Here is a 17,396-nt window from a genome sequence, read left to right on the forward strand (position 1 = left end):
TGGCGATTTGACGGTCCGTCAGCTACGGTCCGGCTGCCGCGTCCCATGACGAAGGAGGACATCCGCATGCCCGTCACGGTCGTACGCCTCAACCTCGTCGATCCCCACGCGACCCCGCGCGGCCTGTCCGAGCGGTACCGCGCCGCGCTGGAGATGGCGGCCTTCGCCGATGAGCGGGGCGTCTCCACCCTCCAGACCGAGGAGCACCACGGGTCCCCCGACAACTGGCTGCCCGCCCCGCTGGCCTTCGCGGGCACGCTGCTGGGCGCCACCCGCCGGATCACCGTCACCGTCTCGGCGCTGATCGCGCCGCTGTACGACCCGCTGCGGCTCGCCGAGGACCTCGCCGTGCTGGATCTGGCCAGTGGCGGGCGGCTGATCACGGTGGCGGGGATCGGCTACCGGCCGGAGGAGTACGCGGCCCTGGGCACGGACTGGAAGCGGCGCGGCGCGCTTCAGGACGAGGCGCTGGAGACGCTGCTCGCGGCCTGGACGGGCGAGCCCTTCGAGCACCGGGGCCGCACCGTCCGGATCACCCCGCGCCCGTACACCCGGCCGCATCCGCCACTGCTGATCGGCGGCAGTTCCCAGGCGGCGGCCCGCCGCGCGGCGCGCCTGGGCCTGCCGTTCTTCCCCAGCGCGCATCTGCCGGAGCTGGAGGCGTACTACCACGCGCGGCGGGAGGAGTACGGCACCGAGGGCTGGTGCCTGATGCCCCCGGCGGCCACCCCGCTGCTGCACCTGTCCGAGGACCCGGACCGGGGCTGGGAGGAGTACGGCACCCATCTGCTGTACGAGGCGCGCAGGTACGCCTCCTGGCAGCAGGGCACGGTGCGTTCGGCGGTGCGGTCACGGGCCGAGGACGTGGCGGCGCTGCGCCGTGAGGGCGTCTACCGCATCGTCACCCCGGAGGAGTGCGTGGCGCTGGCGGAGGAGGGCGGCGAGATGGCGAGTCTGGTGCTCCATCCGCTGTGCGGCGGGATGCCGGTCGAGGAGGGCTGGCGGTCCCTGCGGCTGTTCGCGGAACGAGTGCTGCCCCGCCTCAAGGACTGAGGCGGGGCAGTTCTCCTGTTGCGAGGAGTGGGCGGCGGGGGGGGTTAGCCCATCTCCTCCAACGCCTTGCCCTTGGTCTCCGGCACCCACTTGAGGATGAACGGGATCGAGAGCAAGGCGAAGGCCGTGTACATGATGTACGTACCCGACAGGTTCCAGTCCGACAGGCTCGGGAAGCTGGCGGTGATGGCCCAGTTGGCGATCCACTGGGCGGAGGCGGCGACACCGAGGCCGGCGGCGCGGATCTTGTTCGGGAACATCTCGCCGAGCAGGACCCAGACCACCACGCCCCACGAGAGGGCGAAGAACAGCACGAAGGAGTGGGCCGCGATCAGCGCCAGGACACCCTCCGCGTGCGGCAGCTTGCCGTCCACCAGGTTCGCCGAGAAGGCCCAGGCCACCAGGGCGAGGGAGACGGCCATGCCCACGGAGCCGATGAGCGCGAGCGGCTTGCGGCCGACCCGGTCGACGAAGATCATCGCGATCACGGTGCCCAGGATGTTGATGATCGACGTGGTGAAGGAGTAGAAGAACGAGCTGCTCGGGTCGACGCCGACGGACTGCCACAGCGTCGAGGAGTAGTAGAACGCCACGTTGATGCCGACGAGCTGCTGGAAGACCGAGAGCCCGACGCCGATCCAGACGATGGGCAGCAGACCGAACCGGCCGCCGAGGAGGTCCTTGAAGGTCGACTTCTCCTCACTGCGCATGGCCCGGTCGATCTCGGCGACCCGCACATCGAGGTCCACGGTCCTGCCCTCGACCTCCTCCAGGACCTGCTTGGCCTGGGCGGTGCGGCCGACGGAGATCAGGAAGCGGGGCGACTCGGGGATGGCGAAGGACAGCAGCCCGTAGAGGACGGCCGGGATGATCATGACGCCGAGCATCCACTGCCAGGCCTCCAGACCGGCGATCTGCCCGCGCTGGTCCCCGTCGGCGAGGTTGAGGATGCCCCAGTTGACGAGCTGGGAGATGGCGATGCCGACGACGATCGCGGCCTGCTGGAACGAGGCGAGCCGGCCGCGGTAGGCGGGCGGGGCGACCTCGGCGATGTAGGCCGGGCCGATCACCGAGGCCATGCCGATGCCGACGCCGCCGAGCACCCGCCAGAAGGCCAGGTCCCACAGCGAGAAGGGCAGCGCCGAGCCGACCGCGCTGATCGTGAAGAGGGCGGCGGCGATCTGCATGACGCGGATCCGGCCGATCCGGTCGGCTATCCGGCCCGCGGTGGCGGCGCCGATGGCCGAGCCGATCAGGGCGATGGCCACGACCTGGGCGAGGGCCGCGGAGCCGATGTCGTACTTGCCGCGGATGGCCTCGACCGCTCCGTTGATCACCGAGCTGTCGTAGCCGAAGAGAAAGCCGCCCATCGCGGCGGCTGCGGTGATGAAGATGACGTGGCCGAGGTGGTCCGGCTGGGCCTTGCGGCCCTCGGCTCCCTGTGCCTGCACGGTGGTGGACAACGTGAACTCCTGACGCCCGCCCGGCAACGGCGCCGGACGTGGGGGGACGGCTGACCCTTCCAGCGGTCGCTGCTGAGGCGTCGACCACCACTTGAAGGTAAAAGCAACGTTGCAGAGACTATTCCTTCAAGTTTCGAAGTCAATAGAGTGTGACGAAGAAATCGCTCCAGCGTGTCGACACGCAGGAGCAAGTATTGACTTCAAGTATTGAAACGGTCACCGCAAGCGCTGGCTGATGACCTTCGAGACGCCGTCACCCTGCATGGAGACGCCGTACAGCGCGTCGGCGACCTCCATCGTCCGCTTCTGGTGGGTGATCACGATCAGCTGGGAAGCCTCCTGGAGCTCCTGCATGATCCGGATCAGCCGCTGCAGATTGGTGTCGTCGAGCGCCGCCTCGACCTCGTCCATCACATAGAACGGGCTCGGCCGCGCCTTGAAGATCGACACCAGCAGGGCCACGGCGGTCAGCGAGCGCTCACCGCCCGACAGCAGCGACAGCCGCTTGACCTTCTTGCCCGGCGGCCGGGCCTCCACGTCCACGCCCGTGGTCAGCATGTTCTCGGGGTCGGTCAGCACCAGCCGCCCCTCCCCGCCCGGGAACAGCCGCGAGAAGACGCCCTCGAACTCGCGCGCGGTGTCCCGGTACGCCTCCGTGAAGACCTGCTCGACCCGCTCGTCGACCTCCTTGACCACCTGGAGGAGATCCGCCCGGGTCTTCTTGAGGTCCTCCAGCTGCTCGCTCAGGAACTGATGCCGCTCCTCCAGCGCCGCGAACTCCTCGAGCGCCAGCGGATTGACCTTGCCGAGCTGCTGGTACGCCCGCTCCGCGGCCTTCAGCCGCTTCTCCTGCTGCGGTCTCACGTACCGCACCGGCTGGTTGCGCGGATGCTCCGGATCGTCCGGCAGCACCTCGCCCTCGGCGGGCGGCGACGGCGGGACGAGCTGGTCGGGGCCGTACTCGGAGATCAGCCCGGCCGGTTCGACGCCCAGCTCCTCCAGCGCCTTGGTCTCCAGCTGCTCGATCCGCATCCGCTTCTCGGCGCCCAGCACCTCGCCCCGGTGCACCGAGTCGGTCAGCTTGTCCAGCTCCCCCTTGAGATCACGCCCCTGGCCGCGGGCGGCGTCCAGCTCCCGCTCGCGCTCGGCCTTGGCGCGCTCCGCGGCGTCCCGCTCCTGCTCGGCCCGGACCAGCGACACCTCGACATGCGCCAGCAGCTGGCGGGCGCCGGAGGCCACGGCCGAGGCCACCTCGGCCTCATGGCGCAGCCGGGCGCGCCGCTGCTCGGCGCGCGCCCGGGCCTCGCGCTCGGCGCGCGCGCCCCGGTCGAGCGCGTCGGCGCGCCCCGCGAGCCCCTTGACGCGCTCCTCGTGCGTACGGACCTGGAGCCGCGCCTCCATCTCGGTCTGCCGCGCGTTGGCGCCATCGGCCGCCAGCCGGTCCCGTACCGAGGTGTCGGGCTCCTCCTCGCCCGGCTCCTCCTCCGCCACGGCCAGCCGTTCGGCGAGCTCCTCGGCCTCCTCGGTCGCCCGCGCCAGCGCCTCCTCGGCCCTGGCGACGGCCGCGGCGCTCCGCTCGGCCTCCCCGGCGGCCCCGCGCGCCTGCCCGGCCAGCCGGCCCAGCGACTGCGCGACCCGCGACTTCTCCCGGTCCGCCGCGCTCCGGCGGCCCGCGAGCTCCTCGACGAGCGCCAGGCACTCGGCCCGCCGCTCCTGCGCCGCGCGCTGCGCCCCGGCCAGCTCCTCGCACCGTACGGCGAGCCGCTCGAGCTCCGCCGCGGCCTCGTCGACGGACGCCTGCACCTCCAGCAGCGTGGGCGCCCCGGCGGACCCGCCCTGCGCGAAGTGCGCCCCGAGCAGATCGCCCTCGGCGGTCACGGCCGTCAACTCCGGCCGCCGCGTGAGGAGTTCCTCGGCCTCCTCCAGGCTCTCGACCACCACCATGCCGTCGAGCAACCGCCTTACGGCGGGCAGCAGCGCCGCGGGCCCAGCCACCAGATCCGCCACCCGCGGCATCGCTTCGACGGCCGCGGGCTTCCGGCCCGGCTCCTCGCCGGGTCCGGCACCCGGTACGGCCGCCTCTCCCCCGGCGGGCTGCGGCACCCGCGCGGAAACCACCGCCGGGGACGCCCCACCGGCGGCGGCGACCGCGGCACCGGGCTCGGTCGCGGCACCGGGCTCGGTCACGGCCGGGCCGCCGCCGGACGCCGTAAGGAACTCACGCCCCTCGTCCGCGGCTTCCGCGTCGTCCCTGCGCGCGGAGTCGGCACCCGGCACCCGTGTGCCGGGCACGGCGCCAGCGCCGTCTGCCGCGCCGGGAGACGCCCCCGCGGCATCGGCGACGGCCCGCGGGGCGCCGGGACCGCCGGGCTCCGAGGCGCCATCCGGCCAAGGGCCCTCATCGGAGCCGGAGGACTCGGGCGCCGGACCGTCCGCGGGCCACCGTGTGCCCGGCACGGCGGCGGCGCCATCAGCCGGGTCGGGGGAGCCCTCCGGTGCGGGCGCGTGAGCCGCGGAACCAGCCCCGGCCGTAGGCGTTTCGGCGTCCGCGCCCGGCTCGGAGCGGGGAGCGACGGAACCGGGCGCCGCGGGGGTGGCCGCCGATCGCGGCACGGGCCCCTGACCCGGCTCACTCGGCCCCTGACCCGGCTCACTCGGCCCGGCCCCCTCGGCACGCGTGCCCGGCACGAGGGCGGCGCCGCCCGGCGCGGGCCCGCCGGAGCCGCCCGGCTCCGGCGCGGCGGACGAGGGCCCCGCGAGGTTGGCGGACGGGGGCTCCTCCTTCTCGGCGTCCGGCGTCGTCAGCAGCAGGGCGGCGCGTCCGGCGTCGTCGGCGCGCAGGAGGCGGATCGCCTCGGCGGCCGCGTGGGGGCCGCTGACGGCGATCGCGTCGGCGGCGGCACCCAGGGCCGTGGCGACGGGCACCTCGAAGCCCGGGGTCACGGTGAGGAGTTCGGCGGCGGGGCCCAGGAGTCCGCCGAGGCGGTCGGCGGCGGCCATAAGGGCGCCCGTGCCGTCCTTACGGCGCAGACCGAGGGCGAGGGCGTCATGTCGGGCGGAGGTCGCGGCGCGCTCGCGTTCGGCGGCCGTCGCCGCCTCGCGGGCCGCGCTCAGCGCGGCCTCCGCCTCGGCGAGCTCACGCTTCGCGGCCTCGTGGCGCTCCGCCAGTTCCGCGTCATCCGCGTCGAGTCCGTCGACCTCCGCCTTGAGCTGCTCGTACTCCTCCTGCGCGGCGACCGCGCGGGTCTGTGCCTCGTCGCGGGACGCGGCCAGCCGCTCGATCTCGGCACGGGCCGAACCGGCCCGGCCGCGGGCGGCGTTCACCTGGCCCTGGAGCCGGGCGAGCCCTTCGCGTCGGTCGGCGATGGCGCGGGCCACGTCCTTGAGCCGGCGCTCCTCCTCGGCCAGGCTCCGCTCGAGCTCGGCCCGGTGCTCCACGGTGTCGTCCAGCGCCCGGCTCGCCGCCTCCAGGGCGGCCTCCAGCTCGGCCTCCTGCTCCCGGATGCGGGCCGCCTCGCGCTCCATGTCCTCGGGGTCGCGGCCGCGCCGCTCCTCCCCGGGGGCGGACGTGGCGCTCTTGACCCGGGCGTCCGCCAGGCTGATCGTGCCGCGCACCCGCTCGGCGAGCTGCGAGAGCTCGTACCAGGTCTGCTGGGCGTCCCGGAGCCGGGGCGCGAGCCGCCGCACCTGCTCCTCCAGCGCCGCCTCGCGCTGCTGCGCGGTGCGCAGTTCGGTCTCGGCGGCCTCCTTGCGCCGCTTGAGCTCGGCCTCGTCGGCGACCTCGGCGCGCAGCGCCTCGCGCAGGTTCACCAGGTCGTCGGCGAGCAGCCGCAGCCGGGCGTCGCGCAGATCGGCCTGGATGACGGCGGCGCGCCGGGCCACCGCGGCCTGCCGGCCGAGCGGCTTGAGCTGGCGGCGCAGTTCGTCGGTGAGGTCCTGGACGCGGGCGAGGTTGGCCTGCATCGCGTCCAGCTTCCGCAGCGCCTTCTCCTTGCGCTTGCGGTGCTTGAGGACGCCCGCGGCCTCCTCGATGAAGGCGCGGCGGCCGGTCGGGTCGGCGTGCAGCACGCCGTCGAGCTGGCCCTGCCCGACGATGACGTGCATTTCACGGCCGATGCCGGAGTCGGAGAGCAGTTCCTGGATGTCCAGCAGCCGGCAGGTGTCCCCGTTGAGCTGGTATTCGCTGCCGCCGTTGCGGAACATGATCCGCGTGATGGTGACTTCGGCGTAGTCGATGGGCAGCGCGCCATCGGCGTTGTCGATGGTGAGCGAGACCTCGGCGCGGCCGAGCGGGGGACGGCCGGTGGTCCCGGCGAAGATGACGTCCTCCATCTTGCCGCCGCGCAGGGACTTGGCACCCTGTTCGCCCATGACCCAGGAAAGGGCGTCCACGACATTGGACTTGCCCGAGCCGTTGGGGCCGACGACGCAGGTGATGCCCGGCTCGAACCGGAGCGTCGTGGCGGAGGCGAAGGATTTGAACCCTCGCAGGGTCAGGCTCTTGAGATGCACGCCTTTGGACTCTACCCGCCGCGCTTCCTCCGGCACCGTCCCATGACGGTGGCGCGGCGCACCCGTCCCGGCTTTTTCTCCGTTTCAGCAATGATCGGTTTCACCGCTGGAAGAGAGGGGCACATCAGTCGGTAAGGGTGGCTGGGAAGCACACTGGGGATACGACGAAGGGACGCCGAAGCGTCCCTTGAAGATTCTCAAGCGGCTGACGATGCAGCCCGACCGGCCCTGGGGCTGGGTCAGGCGAGCGCAGGCTCCGCCTGGGATACGTCGAAGCTTTCGAGCAGCGAGTCGCCGTGACGAGCGGCGGCGGACAGCGCGTCGTTCTCGGCCTGAATCCGAACGATCTCGGATTCAAGGTCCTGGACGCGCTGCTGAAGCCGTCGCATCTCGGCGAGGACTCGGGGGTCGGAACCGCCGACGTAACCGAGAAGCGCCTTTGCCATGATGGATGGTCCTCCACACTGAGTGACCGACCGAAGCGGTGTGGGTCGTGAGGGAATTTGCACCCGCGCTGCCTGCCGAAATTACTACCGTGCTGCGCGGCAAACAGTTAAGGTGCGCGGGGCTTCCAGCGTCTCACCAATTGGTTTGAGGGTCAACACGATCACACGCCGACGGGCCCGCAGGGGCCGAGAGCACACTGACGGCGGACGGTCCCGCCCCTCTCCAGATGACCCATCGCGGTCGGGGATCTTTCGTGACTCCGCAGCCTTCCACGGCGCGGCCCCGTTGGCAACCATCAGCCGATTTCTGCTCACCGTGCGCAGGGAAGGCGTGGTCAGAGGGGGGCCGCGGAGGGTGTCTCCGGTGAGTTGATCAACGGATTTCGAAGGCGTCGTAGCCGCCGCGCGGTGTGTCCCAGATCTCGGTGATTCCCTCGACTTTCCCGGGCGTGTCACCGTCCCGGAGCCATTCGAGCAGCTGTTCGCATTCCGCACGCGGGCCCTCCGCGACCACCTGCACCCGCCCGTCGGCGAGGTTGGACGCAAAGCCGACGAGGTCCCCGATGCGCAACGCGTTGGCCCGGGTGTACCAGCGGAAGCCGACACCCTGGACGCGGCCGCGGACCCACACGGTGAGGCGGACTCTTTCGTTCATATGCGCACGCTAACCCCCCGTCCGAGCAGCCGCTAAACCATCGAATTGCCCAGTGGGCAGGCGCGTTGGGGCCCGAATGGCGTACAGTCCCGGCTCAACAGGACTCACCCACACGAGTGATACATGGCTCGCGCACACGAGTGACACATTTCGAGCGACTTTTGACGCCGAGCACACAAGGAAGGCAGGAGATGGGCCGCCATCGACGATCTGCCCCCGGTACCCCGGCGCAGGTGGCCGCCGCAGGCCGCCACCGGGGACCGCACCGGAGCCCCCTCGCTCCGGTCCGGACCGGACTGTTGGGCGTGTCCGCCGCTGTCGCGGTCGGCGCCGTGGCGATGGCCTCCGGACTCGGTCCGAACGGCTACGAACTCGGCGGGGGCAATGACTCCGCCGGACAGGTCCAGGCGGGCGGTCCCTCGGACTCCGGCCTGGAGACACAGGGCTCGCAGTCCGCGGCCCCCACCGATCGCGGCACGGTACCGCCCAGCCGTGGTGACGATCGCCCTCACGCACCCTCCACAACTCCCTCCAAGACCCCCGCCAAGCCCTCCGAGACGCCCTCCACCACCCCGCCGGAGCAGCCCGGGCCCTCCCAGCCCTCCGGGAACGACCGGCCCGGCGGAAACGGCAAGGGGAAGGGCAGCGACAACGGCAACGGCAAGGGCGGCGCGAACGGCGGCGGGCACGGCAAGCCGTCGCAGACGCCCTCGACGGAGCCGACCGCGCCCGAGCCCCCGGTGGAGTCGGCCGGTCCCGAGACCGCCTCGGAGGCCGAAGTCCTCACCCTCGTCAACAAAGAGCGCAAGAAGGTCGGCTGCGACCCCGTGACGGCCGACTCCAAACTCGCCCAGCTGGCCGAGGACTTCAGCGAGGACATGTCCCTGCGACAGTTCTTCGACCACATCAACCCCGACGGCGACAGCCCCTGGGAGCGCGCGGATGGTGCGGGCATCCTGGACCTGGGCGGGGAGAACATCGCCCGCGGCCAGTCGGACGCACAGTCCGTGATGGACTCCTGGATGAACAGCTCCGGCCATCGCGCCAACATCCTCAACTGCTCGTTCAAGCGACTGGGCGTCGGCGCGCACTTCGGCGACGGCGGCCCCTGGTGGACCCAGGACTTCGGCTACTGAGCCACTGAGCGGAGCCCCGAGCGGGCCTCCGCATCCGGACACGCGGGAAAGCCCGGGGCGTACGAAAGCGCCCCGGGCTTTCCCGTGCCCTTACGAGCAGCACGCTCACCATCCGAAAGCGCGACCCTGGAGTCAGCGCTGAGTGCGCGTATGGTGTGGGTATGGACAGTGAACGCACCGGCGGGGCGTCCAGCACGGTGGACGCGGAGAACGTGGACACGGAGGACCTGGCCTTCGACGTGTTCGCCCGCGCCTGCCCCTCACGCGGCACGCTGGAGCACGTCACCGGCAAATGGGGCGGCCTCATCCTGAGCGCGCTCCACGACAACACCTTCCGCTTCAACGAGCTGCGGCGGCGGGTCGACGGCGTCAGCGAGAAGATGCTGTCCCAGACGCTGCACGCGCTGGAGCGCGACGGTCTGGTGCACCGCGAGGCCCAGCCGACCAACCCGCCCCGGGTGGACTACCGGCTGACCCCGCTGGGCAGCGCGGTCGCCGACCGGCTGCTGGCCCTTATCCATCTGGTCGAGGACCGGATGCCCGAGGTGCTGACGGCCCGGGAGCGCTACGACACCACGCGCGCCGGGAGCGGCGAGGCGGCGGCCGCGCGGGACGCCGGACGGGCCCCCGAGGTGGCCGGGCGCGGCGGGCGCTGACAGCGCGGGCAGAAGTAGCTGGAGCGGTTCATCCACGGGCGGCGGCGCATCGCGGTGCCGCAGCGGCGGCAGGGCTCGTCCTCCCGGCCGTAGGCGTCCAGGGAGCGCTCGAAGTACCCCGACTCGCCGTTCACGTTCACATAGAGGCTGTCGAAGCTGGTGCCGCCGACGGCGAGCGCGGCGGTCATCACCTCGCGCACATGGTCCAGGAGTTCGGCGGCGCGCGGCCGGGCGAGGGTGGCCGTGGGCCGGTCGTAGTGCAGCCGGGCCCGCCACAGCGCCTCGTCGGCGTAGATGTTGCCGACCCCGCTGATCAGCGACTGGTCCAGCAGCGCGCGCTTGATCGTGGTGCGGCGGCGGCGCAGCGCGAGGTGGAACGCGGCCTCGTCGAAGGCGGGGTCCAGCGGGTCGCGGGCGATGTGCGCGATGACGTCCGGCAGCCCCTCCAGGTCGCCGGGGACGGTGTCGTGCAGCGAGAGCCCGCCGAAGGTGCGCTGGTCGACGAAGCGCAGCTCGGTGCCCGCGTCGTCGGCGAAGCGGACCCGGATCCGCAGATGCTTCTCGTCGGGCGCCTCGGCCGGCTGGACCAGCAGCTGTCCGCTCATCCCGAGGTGGGCCAGGACGGACTCGGCGGCCGCGTCGTCGTCGAACGGCAGCCACAGGTACTTGCCGCGGCGCCGGACGGTCCCGGCGCGGCGGCCCCGGAGGCGGGCCGCGAAGTCCTCCGCGCCGCCGAGATGGCGGCGGACCGCGCGGGGGTGCAGCACCTGGACCTCGGCGACCGTACGGCCGCTGACCCAGCGCTCCAGTCCGCGGCGGACCACCTCGACCTCGGGCAGCTCGGGCAACGGGGGCCTCCTCAAGCCTTCGAGCCCTCACCGCCCCCGGGCGGAGCAACCCGGGCGGGCCGTCCGCCCGGGGGCGGTGAGGGGCGTTACGGACGTGATGGACGGTGTGGGTGGGGGAAAGCCGATCAGCGTGCCGGGGAGGCGGTGTCGGCGGCGGCTCCGCCGTCCGCCGTGCCCGCGGTTCCGGCATCGGCCGCCTTGGCCTTCGCCTGGGCCTCGTCGGCAGCCGCGCGGATGGCGCGCCAGGCGGCCTCGGCCGCCTGCTGTTCGGCTTCCTTCTTGCTGCGGCCGGTGCCGGTGCCGTACGCGACACCACCGACGCGGGCGGCAGCCGTGAAGGTCTTCTCGTGGTCGGGACCGGTCTCGGAGACCAGGTACTCGGGGACTCCGAGACCCTCGGTGGCGGTCAGCTCCTGGAGGCTGGTCTTCCAGTCCAGGCCCGCGCCGAGGTTCGAGGACTTCTCGATGAGCGGGTCGAAGAGCCGGTGGACCAGCTCCGCGGCGGCGTCGAGCCCCCGGTCGAGATAGACCGCGCCGATCACCGCTTCAAGGGTGTCGGCGAGGATGGAAGCCTTGTCCCTGCCGCCGGTGCCCTCTTCGCCCCGGCCGAGCCGGATGAAGGCGCCGAGGTCGAGGCCGCGGCCCACCTCCGCGAGCGCACGCGAGTTCACCACCGCGGCCCGCAGCTTGGCCAGCTGGCCCTCGGGCAGGTCGGGGTGGATGCGGTACAGCGTGTCGGTGACCACCAGGCCGAGCACCGAATCCCCGAGGAATTCCAGCCGCTCGTTGGTGGGCAGCCCGCCGTTCTCGTACGCGAAGGAGCGGTGGGTCAGCGCACGCACCAGAAGGGCGGACTCGAGCTGGTACCCGAGCCGCCCTTCCAGGATCGTGTGAGACGAGGCCGTGTCCGCCTGGGCCGCTTCACCGCGCTTGCGCGGGGGCGTAGTGGCGTCTGACATAGAGCCTGTCACCCGCCGATCAGACCTCGAGGACCTGGCGGCGGTTGTAGGTGCCGCAGCTCGGGCACGCGATGTGCTGCTGCTTCGGCTCGTGGCAGCGCTCGCACGCCACCAGGTTGGGGACCGCAGCCTTCCACTGCGACCGGCGGTGGCGCGTGTTGCTGCGCGACATCTTCCGCTTCGGAACAGCCACGGCTACTTCTCCTGTGAGTCATCCCCGCGCTCGCGGGGTGCGTTGTCCTTCTCGCCGTCCCTCATGGTCTCGGCGAGTCCCTGCAGTGCCGCCCAACGGATGTCGGCGGACTCGTGGTGGTGGCCGGGGTCGTCCCCGAGCCGGGCGCCGCAATCGGCACACAGCCCCGGGCAGTCCTCCCGGCACACCGGCTGCAGCGGCAGTGCGAGCACCACCGCGTCGCGCAGCACGGGCTCGAGGTCGAACAGGTCGGCCTCGAGGAAGAGCATGTCCTCCTCCTCGGCGTCGTCGCCGGTATCCGCTTCGCGGCTCCGGTCGTCGGCGTCGGGGTAGGAGTACATCTCCTGGAAGTCCACTTCGAGCTCTCGCTCCAGCGGCTCCAGACACCTTACGCACTCCCCCGTGAGCGGCGCACGGGCGGTGCCTGTGACAAGCACCCCTTCCATGACCGACTCCAGGCGGAGGTCCAGCTCGATCGTCGCGCCCTCCCGCACCCCGATGACCTCGATGCCGAGGCCCTTGGGCGCCACCACGGAGCGGGAGACCCTTTTGAGCGCACCAGGACGACGGCCCAGCTCACGCGTGTCGAACACGAGAGGGGCACGGTGGTCGAGGCGGGCGTTCAGGGCTTCCTGCTTTCTACGCTGCGGCGGGCCACCCGATCCGCTACGAAACGGGCAGCCGAGATCGCGGACGTACGCGCGACCGAAGAGCCAGGATACTGGACGGGCCGCCGTAGACCCAATCCGCCCGGTGGGGAAGGGGTTCTCGCGGCCCGGTGGGGAGCGGGCCTAGCGGCCCTGCTCGTACTGGCGGAGCTGATCGAGGTCAATCATGCTCGTGTCGAACAGGCTGGTCTCGTCGAGCGCGGCGCCCGGCTGCTGCTGCTGGTGGTGGTGTTGGGGCAGCTGCTGGGGCTGCTGGGGCACGTAGGCCGCGTTCGGATCGTAGCCCTGGGCCTGGGCCTGCTGCTGCCAGCCATAGGCGTCCTGCTGGTAGCCGCCCTGCGCGGCGTACGGGTCCTGCTGCTGCACGTACGCCTGCTGGTAGCCGTACGCGTCCTGCTGCTGGTAGCCCGCGGTGGCGGCGTAGTACGCGGCGTCGGCGGCCGCCTGGTCGGGCGGGGCGACGGGCTGGACGAGGTCCGCCTGGGACTGGGCCAGGTCCGCCAGATAGTCGTCGTCGGTGGTCCGCACGGCCATGCCGGCCTCGTCCTGGGCCGCCATATGGGCGCCGAGCTCATCGGCGGGCCGGGCCCCGAGCAGCTTCTGGCGGCCCCGGCCGACCGCCTCCAGGGTCTTGCCGAGGACCGCCGAGACGGCCCCCAGCTTGGTGTCCACGTACTCGTCCGCGCGGTGCCGCAGGGTGGCCGGGTCGGCGCTGCGCTCCGGGCCCTCGTCGGGCTGCCCGAGACCGTCCTCGGCTCCGGGGGCGCGGCCGAGCAGCTTCTCCCGGCCGCGGTCGACCGAGCCGATGGTCTTGGTGAGCACGACCTCGAAGTTGGCCAGCTTGCTGTCCACGTAGTCGTCCGCCTCGACGCGGATCTCCTCGGCCTCCCGGCGGGCCTCGGTGAGGATCCGGTCGGCCTCCTCCTGGGACTTCCGCACCAGCTCGGTGTCCGAGATCAGCGAGGCGCGCTGGGCGTGCGCGGACTCGATGATCCGCTCGGCCTCCCGGTGGGCCTCCTCGACCATCTGGTCCCGGCCGCCGATCAGCTCCTGGGCGTGGGCCAGGGAGTCCGGCAGCGCCGCGCGCACCTCTTCGAGCATGGCGAGCAGCTCGGCGCGGTTGATCACGCACGAGGCCGACATGGGCATGGACCGGGCGCCGCCGACGGTACCGACGATCTCGTCGAGCTTCTTCTGCACGTCCACTGTGGGTGCTCGCAGACTGTCTGGATGCGGATGGGTACGGGACACGAACGGGACGACTGTACGGCCAGCGGCCGCCTCCCGGACAGCCGCTGACGTCCCGTCAGCCGCTACTTCCGGCCGAGCCGCTCGGCGAGTGCCTCCAGGACCAGCGGGGGCACCAGGTGGGAGACGTCGCCGCCCCACGCCGCGACCTCCTTGACCAGGCTGGAGGAGAGGAAGCTGTAGGTGGGGTTGGTGGGCACGAACAGCGTCTCCACGCCGGAGAGGCCGTTGTTCATCTGGGCCATCTGCAGCTCGTAGTCGAAGTCGCTGACGGCCCGCAGCCCCTTGACGATCGCGGGGATGTCCCGCTGCTTGCAGAAGTCCACCAGGAGGCCGTGGAACGCCTCCACCTGAACGTTTCCGTACTCCTCCGTGGTCTGGCGGAGGAGATCGATCCGCTCGTCCACCGTGAACAGGCCCTGCTTCGACTTGTTGATCATCACGGCGACGTGCACGACGTCATAGAGCTTGGAGGCACGGGCGATGATGTCGAGGTGTCCATTGGTGACGGGGTCGAACGACCCCGGACAGACTGCGCGGCGCAACGGAAGTTCCTCGCTCTCGGGTCCGGTCATGACGCGTTCTCGCACGTCGAGGCGGCGCGACCGTACCAAAGCGTGCCCTCGCCGTAGCGACGGGCCCTGAGCCCCTCGAATCCGGCAGGCCACACGAACTCCCCACCTCGTGTGCTCCGCTCAACGGTGGCCAGCGCACCGGGCACGAGCCAGCCCTTCCCCAGGAGTGTGAGGAGTATCTCCCGGAGTTGGCCGTCGGTGACCGCGTAGGGCGGATCCAGGAAAACGACGTCGTACGGGCCGGTGTCGGCGGCCTGTCCGGCGATGGTCTGTTCGGCCTTGCCGGTGCGCAGCTCCGCGCCGGGCAGACCGAGGGTGCGGACGTTCTGACGGATCGTGCGGGCCGCCCGCGGGTCGGACTCGACCAGCAGCGTGTGGGCGGCGCCGCGGGACAGCGCCTCCAGGCCGACCGCGCCGGAGCCGCCGTACAGGTCCAGGACGCGGGCCCCGTCCAGCGAGCCGAGCAGCGACTCCCAGGTGGAGAACAGGCCCTCGCGCGCCCGGTCCGAGGTGGGTCGGGTGCCGTTTCCCGGCGGCACGGCCAGGCGGCGGCCGCCGGCCGCTCCGGCGATCACGCGGGTCATGGGTGGGGGCCGTCCTTCGCGGTGGTCGGGGCAGCGGCGGCGGATGCCCGTCCGGGCGAGGCCGCCGCATCTCCACGATATGGCGTACGGGGGCGGGCGGGGGCCGCGGGCTCAGCCCTTGTCGAGGAACTCCGCGCGCTCCTTGTCCAGCAGGGCGTCCAGCGCGGTGCGCAGCTGCGGGTATCCGGTCAGCTCCGGGTCGGCGGCGACAATGGCGGCCGCCTCCTCCCGGGCCGCCGCGATGACCTCCTCGTCGTCGATGACGGCGAGCACCCGCAGCGAGGAGCGCACCCCGGACTGGGCCTGGCCGAGCACATCGCCCTCCCGGCGCTGCTCCAGGTCGATCCGGGACAGCTCGAAGCCGTCGAGCGTGGCCGCGACCGCGCCCAGCCGGGCCCGGGCGGGGCTGCCCTCGGGCATGTCGGTCACCAGCAGACACAGCCCGGCGGCCGAGCCCCGGCCGACGCGGCCGCGCAGCTGGTGCAGCTGGGAGACGCCGAACCGGTCGGCGTCCATGATCACCATGGCGGTGGCGTTGGGCACGTTCACACCGACCTCGATGACGGTCGTGGCGACCAGGACGTCCACCTCGCCCGCGGCGAAGCGGCGCATCACCTCGTCCTTGGCCTCGGGCTGCATCCGCCCGTGCAGCACCTCCACCCGCAGATCGCTCAGCGGGCCCTTGACGAGCTGCTCGGCGACGTCGACGACGGCCAGCGGCGGGCGCTTCTCGGCCTCGTCCTCGGCGGACTTCTCCTTCGCCGCCTTGGACTCGTCCTCCTCGTCCCCGATCCGCGGGCACACCACATAGCCCTGGTGGCCGGCGGCCACCTCCTCGCGCACCCGCTCCCAGGCGCGGGTCAGGAAGTGCGGCTTGTCCTTGGCGGGGACCACATGGGAGGCGATCGGGGAGCGGCCCGAGGGCAGCTGGTCCAGGACGGAGGTCTCCAGGTCGCCGAAGACGGTCATGGCGACCGTGCGCGGGATCGGGGTGGCCGTCATCACCAGCAGATGCGGGGGCTGCTTGCCCTTGGAGCGCAGCGCGTCGCGCTGCTCGACCCCGAAGCGGTGCTGCTCGTCCACGACCACCAGGCCGAGATCGTGGAACTGGACCTTGTCCTCGATCAGGGCATGGGTGCCGATCACGATCCCGGCCTCGCCGGTGACCAGGTCGAGCAGCGCCTGACGGCGGGCCGCGGCACCCATGGAACCGGTGAGCAGCACCACCTTGGTGCCCTGCTCGGCTCCGCCGAGCATCCCTCCCTCGGCCAGCTCCCCCATCATCTCGGTGATCGATCGGTGGTGCTGCTGGGCGAGCACCTCCGTGGGCGCGAGCATCGCCGCCTGTCCCCCGGCGTCCACGACGCCGAGCATCGCGCGCAGCGCGACCATGGTCTTGCCCGAGCCGACCTCGCCCTGGAGCAGCCGGTGCATGGGGTGGTCGGTGGCGAGGTCGGCGAAGATCTCCTCGCTGACCTTGCGCTGCCCCTCGGTGAGGGTGAACGGCAGCCGGGCGTCGAAGGCGGTCAGCAGCCCGTCCGGGGCGGGCCTGCGGGGCGCCGCGGGCAGCTGGGCGTCGGCCTGCCGCCGCCGGGCCAGCGCCACCTGGAGGACGAACGCCTCGTCCCACTTCAGCCGGTCCCGGGCCGTCGCGATATCGGCCTTGGTGCCCGGCCGGTGGATCCTGCGCAGCGCCTCGGGGAGCGTGGCCAGCCCCCGGCCCTCGCGCAGGCTCTCGGGCAGCGGGTCGATCAGCCCGGCCAGCGCGGACTCCTCATGACCGGCCGGGCCGAGCACGGTGTCGACGGCCTGCTGGATCTGCCAGGACTCCATCTGCTTGCACGCCGGGTACAGCGGCAGCAGCTGATTGGCGAACGCCTCCACGGCCTCCGCGCCGCTCCCCGCAACCAGCGTCTTGAACTCGGGGTGGGCCAGCTGCCGCTTGCGGTTGAAGACCGAGACCTTCCCGGCGAACATCGCGCGGGTGCCGGGCTGGAGCTCCGTACGCGGCTTGTGGACGCCCTTGCCGAAGAAGACCAGCTGGAGACGGCCGCTGCCGTCGGTGATGGTGACCTCCAGCCGCCGGCCCCGGCCGCCGTTGAACGTGTGCACCCGGGCGTCGGCGACCTGCGCCACCACGGTCACATGCTCGTCCAGGGGCAGGTCGGACAGCCGGGTCAGCTCACCGCGCTCCGCGTACCGCCGCGGGTAGTGGTGCAGCAGGTCGCCGACGGTGTGCAGGTCGAGATGGTCGGCCATCACCTTCGCGGTGTTGCCGCCCAGGACCTTCTTCAGGGGTTCATCCAGCACGGGCACCCGTCCATTGCACACCACGGGGGTGACAATCGGGGATGACGAGCGGGGTGATTCCAGCGAGGTGGTTCAACGGGGGCCGCTCCG

15 protein-coding genes are annotated in these 17,396 nt (G+C 72.1%); 3 read left to right on the forward strand and 12 right to left on the reverse strand.

Features of this window, described 5'->3' with window-relative positions; genetic code table 11:
* Nucleotides 1-66: 66 nt before the first annotated feature.
* Nucleotides 67-1,053, forward strand: a complete 987-nt coding sequence (locus tag LIV37_RS16005; RefSeq protein WP_020868164.1) for an LLM class flavin-dependent oxidoreductase — start codon at nucleotides 67-69, stop codon at nucleotides 1,051-1,053.
* A 44-nt stretch (nucleotides 1,054-1,097) separates the two neighbouring features.
* On the opposite strand, the gene LIV37_RS16010 is transcribed toward LIV37_RS16005, so the two are convergent.
* The 4 genes from LIV37_RS16010 to LIV37_RS16025 all read right to left on the reverse strand — a co-directional run bounded on the left by LIV37_RS16010 (nucleotide 1,098) and on the right by LIV37_RS16025 (nucleotide 8,129).
* On the reverse strand, nucleotides 1,098-2,516 hold the full coding sequence (locus tag LIV37_RS16010; RefSeq protein ID WP_020868165.1) for a sugar porter family MFS transporter: 1,419 nt from the start codon (nucleotides 2,514-2,516) through the stop codon (nucleotides 1,098-1,100).
* 216 nt (nucleotides 2,517-2,732) lie between these two features.
* A complete protein-coding gene (locus tag LIV37_RS16015) occupies nucleotides 2,733-7,028 on the reverse strand; it encodes a chromosome segregation SMC family protein (protein ID WP_121824890.1) in 4,296 nt (1,431 codons plus the stop codon).
* 239 nt (nucleotides 7,029-7,267) lie between these two features.
* Nucleotides 7,268-7,474: a hypothetical protein gene (locus LIV37_RS16020; protein ID WP_020868169.1), complete on the reverse strand. Its 207-nt coding sequence runs from the start codon at nucleotides 7,472-7,474 to the stop codon at nucleotides 7,268-7,270.
* A 373-nt stretch (nucleotides 7,475-7,847) separates the two neighbouring features.
* Nucleotides 7,848-8,129: an acylphosphatase gene (locus LIV37_RS16025; RefSeq protein WP_037948581.1), complete on the reverse strand. Its 282-nt coding sequence runs from the start codon at nucleotides 8,127-8,129 to the stop codon at nucleotides 7,848-7,850.
* Nucleotides 8,130-8,320: 191 nt separating this feature from the next.
* Between LIV37_RS16025 and LIV37_RS16030 the strand changes: the two genes are divergently transcribed.
* Both LIV37_RS16030 and LIV37_RS16035 read left to right on the forward strand, forming a co-directional pair.
* On the forward strand, nucleotides 8,321-9,265 hold the full coding sequence (locus tag LIV37_RS16030) for a CAP domain-containing protein (protein WP_121824889.1): 945 nt from the start codon (nucleotides 8,321-8,323) through the stop codon (nucleotides 9,263-9,265).
* Between the two features lie 161 nt (nucleotides 9,266-9,426).
* On the forward strand, nucleotides 9,427-9,921 hold the full coding sequence (locus LIV37_RS16035; protein ID WP_020868172.1) for a winged helix-turn-helix transcriptional regulator: 495 nt from the start codon (nucleotides 9,427-9,429) through the stop codon (nucleotides 9,919-9,921).
* Here LIV37_RS16035 and mutM read toward each other — a convergent pair.
* The 8 genes from mutM to recG form a co-directional block, all read right to left on the reverse strand.
* Nucleotides 9,831-10,769: a bifunctional DNA-formamidopyrimidine glycosylase/DNA-(apurinic or apyrimidinic site) lyase gene (mutM, locus tag LIV37_RS16040; RefSeq protein ID WP_020868173.1), complete on the reverse strand. Its 939-nt coding sequence runs from the start codon at nucleotides 10,767-10,769 to the stop codon at nucleotides 9,831-9,833. The genes LIV37_RS16035 and mutM overlap by 91 nt on opposite strands.
* Nucleotides 10,770-10,894: 125 nt before the next feature.
* Nucleotides 10,895-11,728 carry a ribonuclease III gene (gene rnc / locus LIV37_RS16045; protein ID WP_020868174.1) on the reverse strand — a complete coding sequence of 278 codons (834 nt, stop codon included), beginning with the start codon at nucleotides 11,726-11,728 and terminating at the stop codon, nucleotides 10,895-10,897.
* 19 nt (nucleotides 11,729-11,747) lie between these two features.
* Entirely contained in the window at nucleotides 11,748-11,921 is a 174-nt protein-coding gene (gene rpmF / locus LIV37_RS16050; protein ID WP_037948573.1) for a 50S ribosomal protein L32, read from the reverse strand.
* Between the two features lie 2 nt (nucleotides 11,922-11,923).
* Nucleotides 11,924-12,514, reverse strand: coding sequence for a YceD family protein (locus LIV37_RS16055; protein ID WP_185057970.1), 591 nt, complete (start codon nucleotides 12,512-12,514; stop codon nucleotides 11,924-11,926).
* A 198-nt stretch (nucleotides 12,515-12,712) separates the two neighbouring features.
* Nucleotides 12,713-13,795 (reverse strand): hypothetical protein, encoded by a 1,083-nt coding sequence (locus LIV37_RS16060; protein WP_020868177.1) that lies wholly within the window; start codon nucleotides 13,793-13,795, stop codon nucleotides 12,713-12,715.
* Between the two features lie 107 nt (nucleotides 13,796-13,902).
* On the reverse strand, nucleotides 13,903-14,412 hold the full coding sequence (gene coaD, locus LIV37_RS16065) for a pantetheine-phosphate adenylyltransferase (RefSeq protein ID WP_086885393.1): 510 nt from the start codon (nucleotides 14,410-14,412) through the stop codon (nucleotides 13,903-13,905).
* On the reverse strand, nucleotides 14,409-14,996 hold the full coding sequence (gene rsmD, locus LIV37_RS16070) for a 16S rRNA (guanine(966)-N(2))-methyltransferase RsmD (RefSeq protein WP_020868179.1): 588 nt from the start codon (nucleotides 14,994-14,996) through the stop codon (nucleotides 14,409-14,411). The genes coaD and rsmD overlap by 4 nt, the downstream gene beginning before the upstream one ends.
* A gap of 111 nt (nucleotides 14,997-15,107) precedes the next feature.
* Complete coding sequence (gene recG, locus LIV37_RS16075; protein WP_243146334.1) at nucleotides 15,108-17,255, reverse strand: ATP-dependent DNA helicase RecG; 2,148 nt, start codon at nucleotides 17,253-17,255, stop codon at nucleotides 15,108-15,110.
* Between the last annotated feature and the right edge of the window lie 141 nt (nucleotides 17,256-17,396).

Source organism: Streptomyces rapamycinicus NRRL 5491, from assembly GCF_024298965.1.
Taxonomy (GTDB): domain Bacteria; phylum Actinomycetota; class Actinomycetes; order Streptomycetales; family Streptomycetaceae; genus Streptomyces; species Streptomyces rapamycinicus.

Coding starts and splice junctions, on each gene's coding strand:
- LIV37_RS16005 (WP_020868164.1), top strand. CDS start 67: ATGCCCGTCACGGTCGTACGCCTCAACCTCGTCGATCCCCACGCGACC.
- LIV37_RS16020 (WP_020868169.1), bottom strand. CDS start 7,474: ATGGCAAAGGCGCTTCTCGGTTACGTCGGCGGTTCCGACCCCCGAGTC.
- LIV37_RS16025 (WP_037948581.1), bottom strand. CDS start 8,129: ATGAACGAAAGAGTCCGCCTCACCGTGTGGGTCCGCGGCCGCGTCCAG.
- LIV37_RS16030 (WP_121824889.1), top strand. CDS start 8,321: ATGGGCCGCCATCGACGATCTGCCCCCGGTACCCCGGCGCAGGTGGCC.
- LIV37_RS16035 (WP_020868172.1), top strand. CDS start 9,427: ATGGACAGTGAACGCACCGGCGGGGCGTCCAGCACGGTGGACGCGGAG.
- rnc (WP_020868174.1), bottom strand. CDS start 11,728: ATGTCAGACGCCACTACGCCCCCGCGCAAGCGCGGTGAAGCGGCCCAG.
- coaD (WP_086885393.1), bottom strand. CDS start 14,412: ATGACCGGACCCGAGAGCGAGGAACTTCCGTTGCGCCGCGCAGTCTGT.
- rsmD (WP_020868179.1), bottom strand. CDS start 14,996: ATGACCCGCGTGATCGCCGGAGCGGCCGGCGGCCGCCGCCTGGCCGTG.
- recG (WP_243146334.1), bottom strand. CDS start 17,255: ATGGCCGACCATCTCGACCTGCACACCGTCGGCGACCTGCTGCACCAC.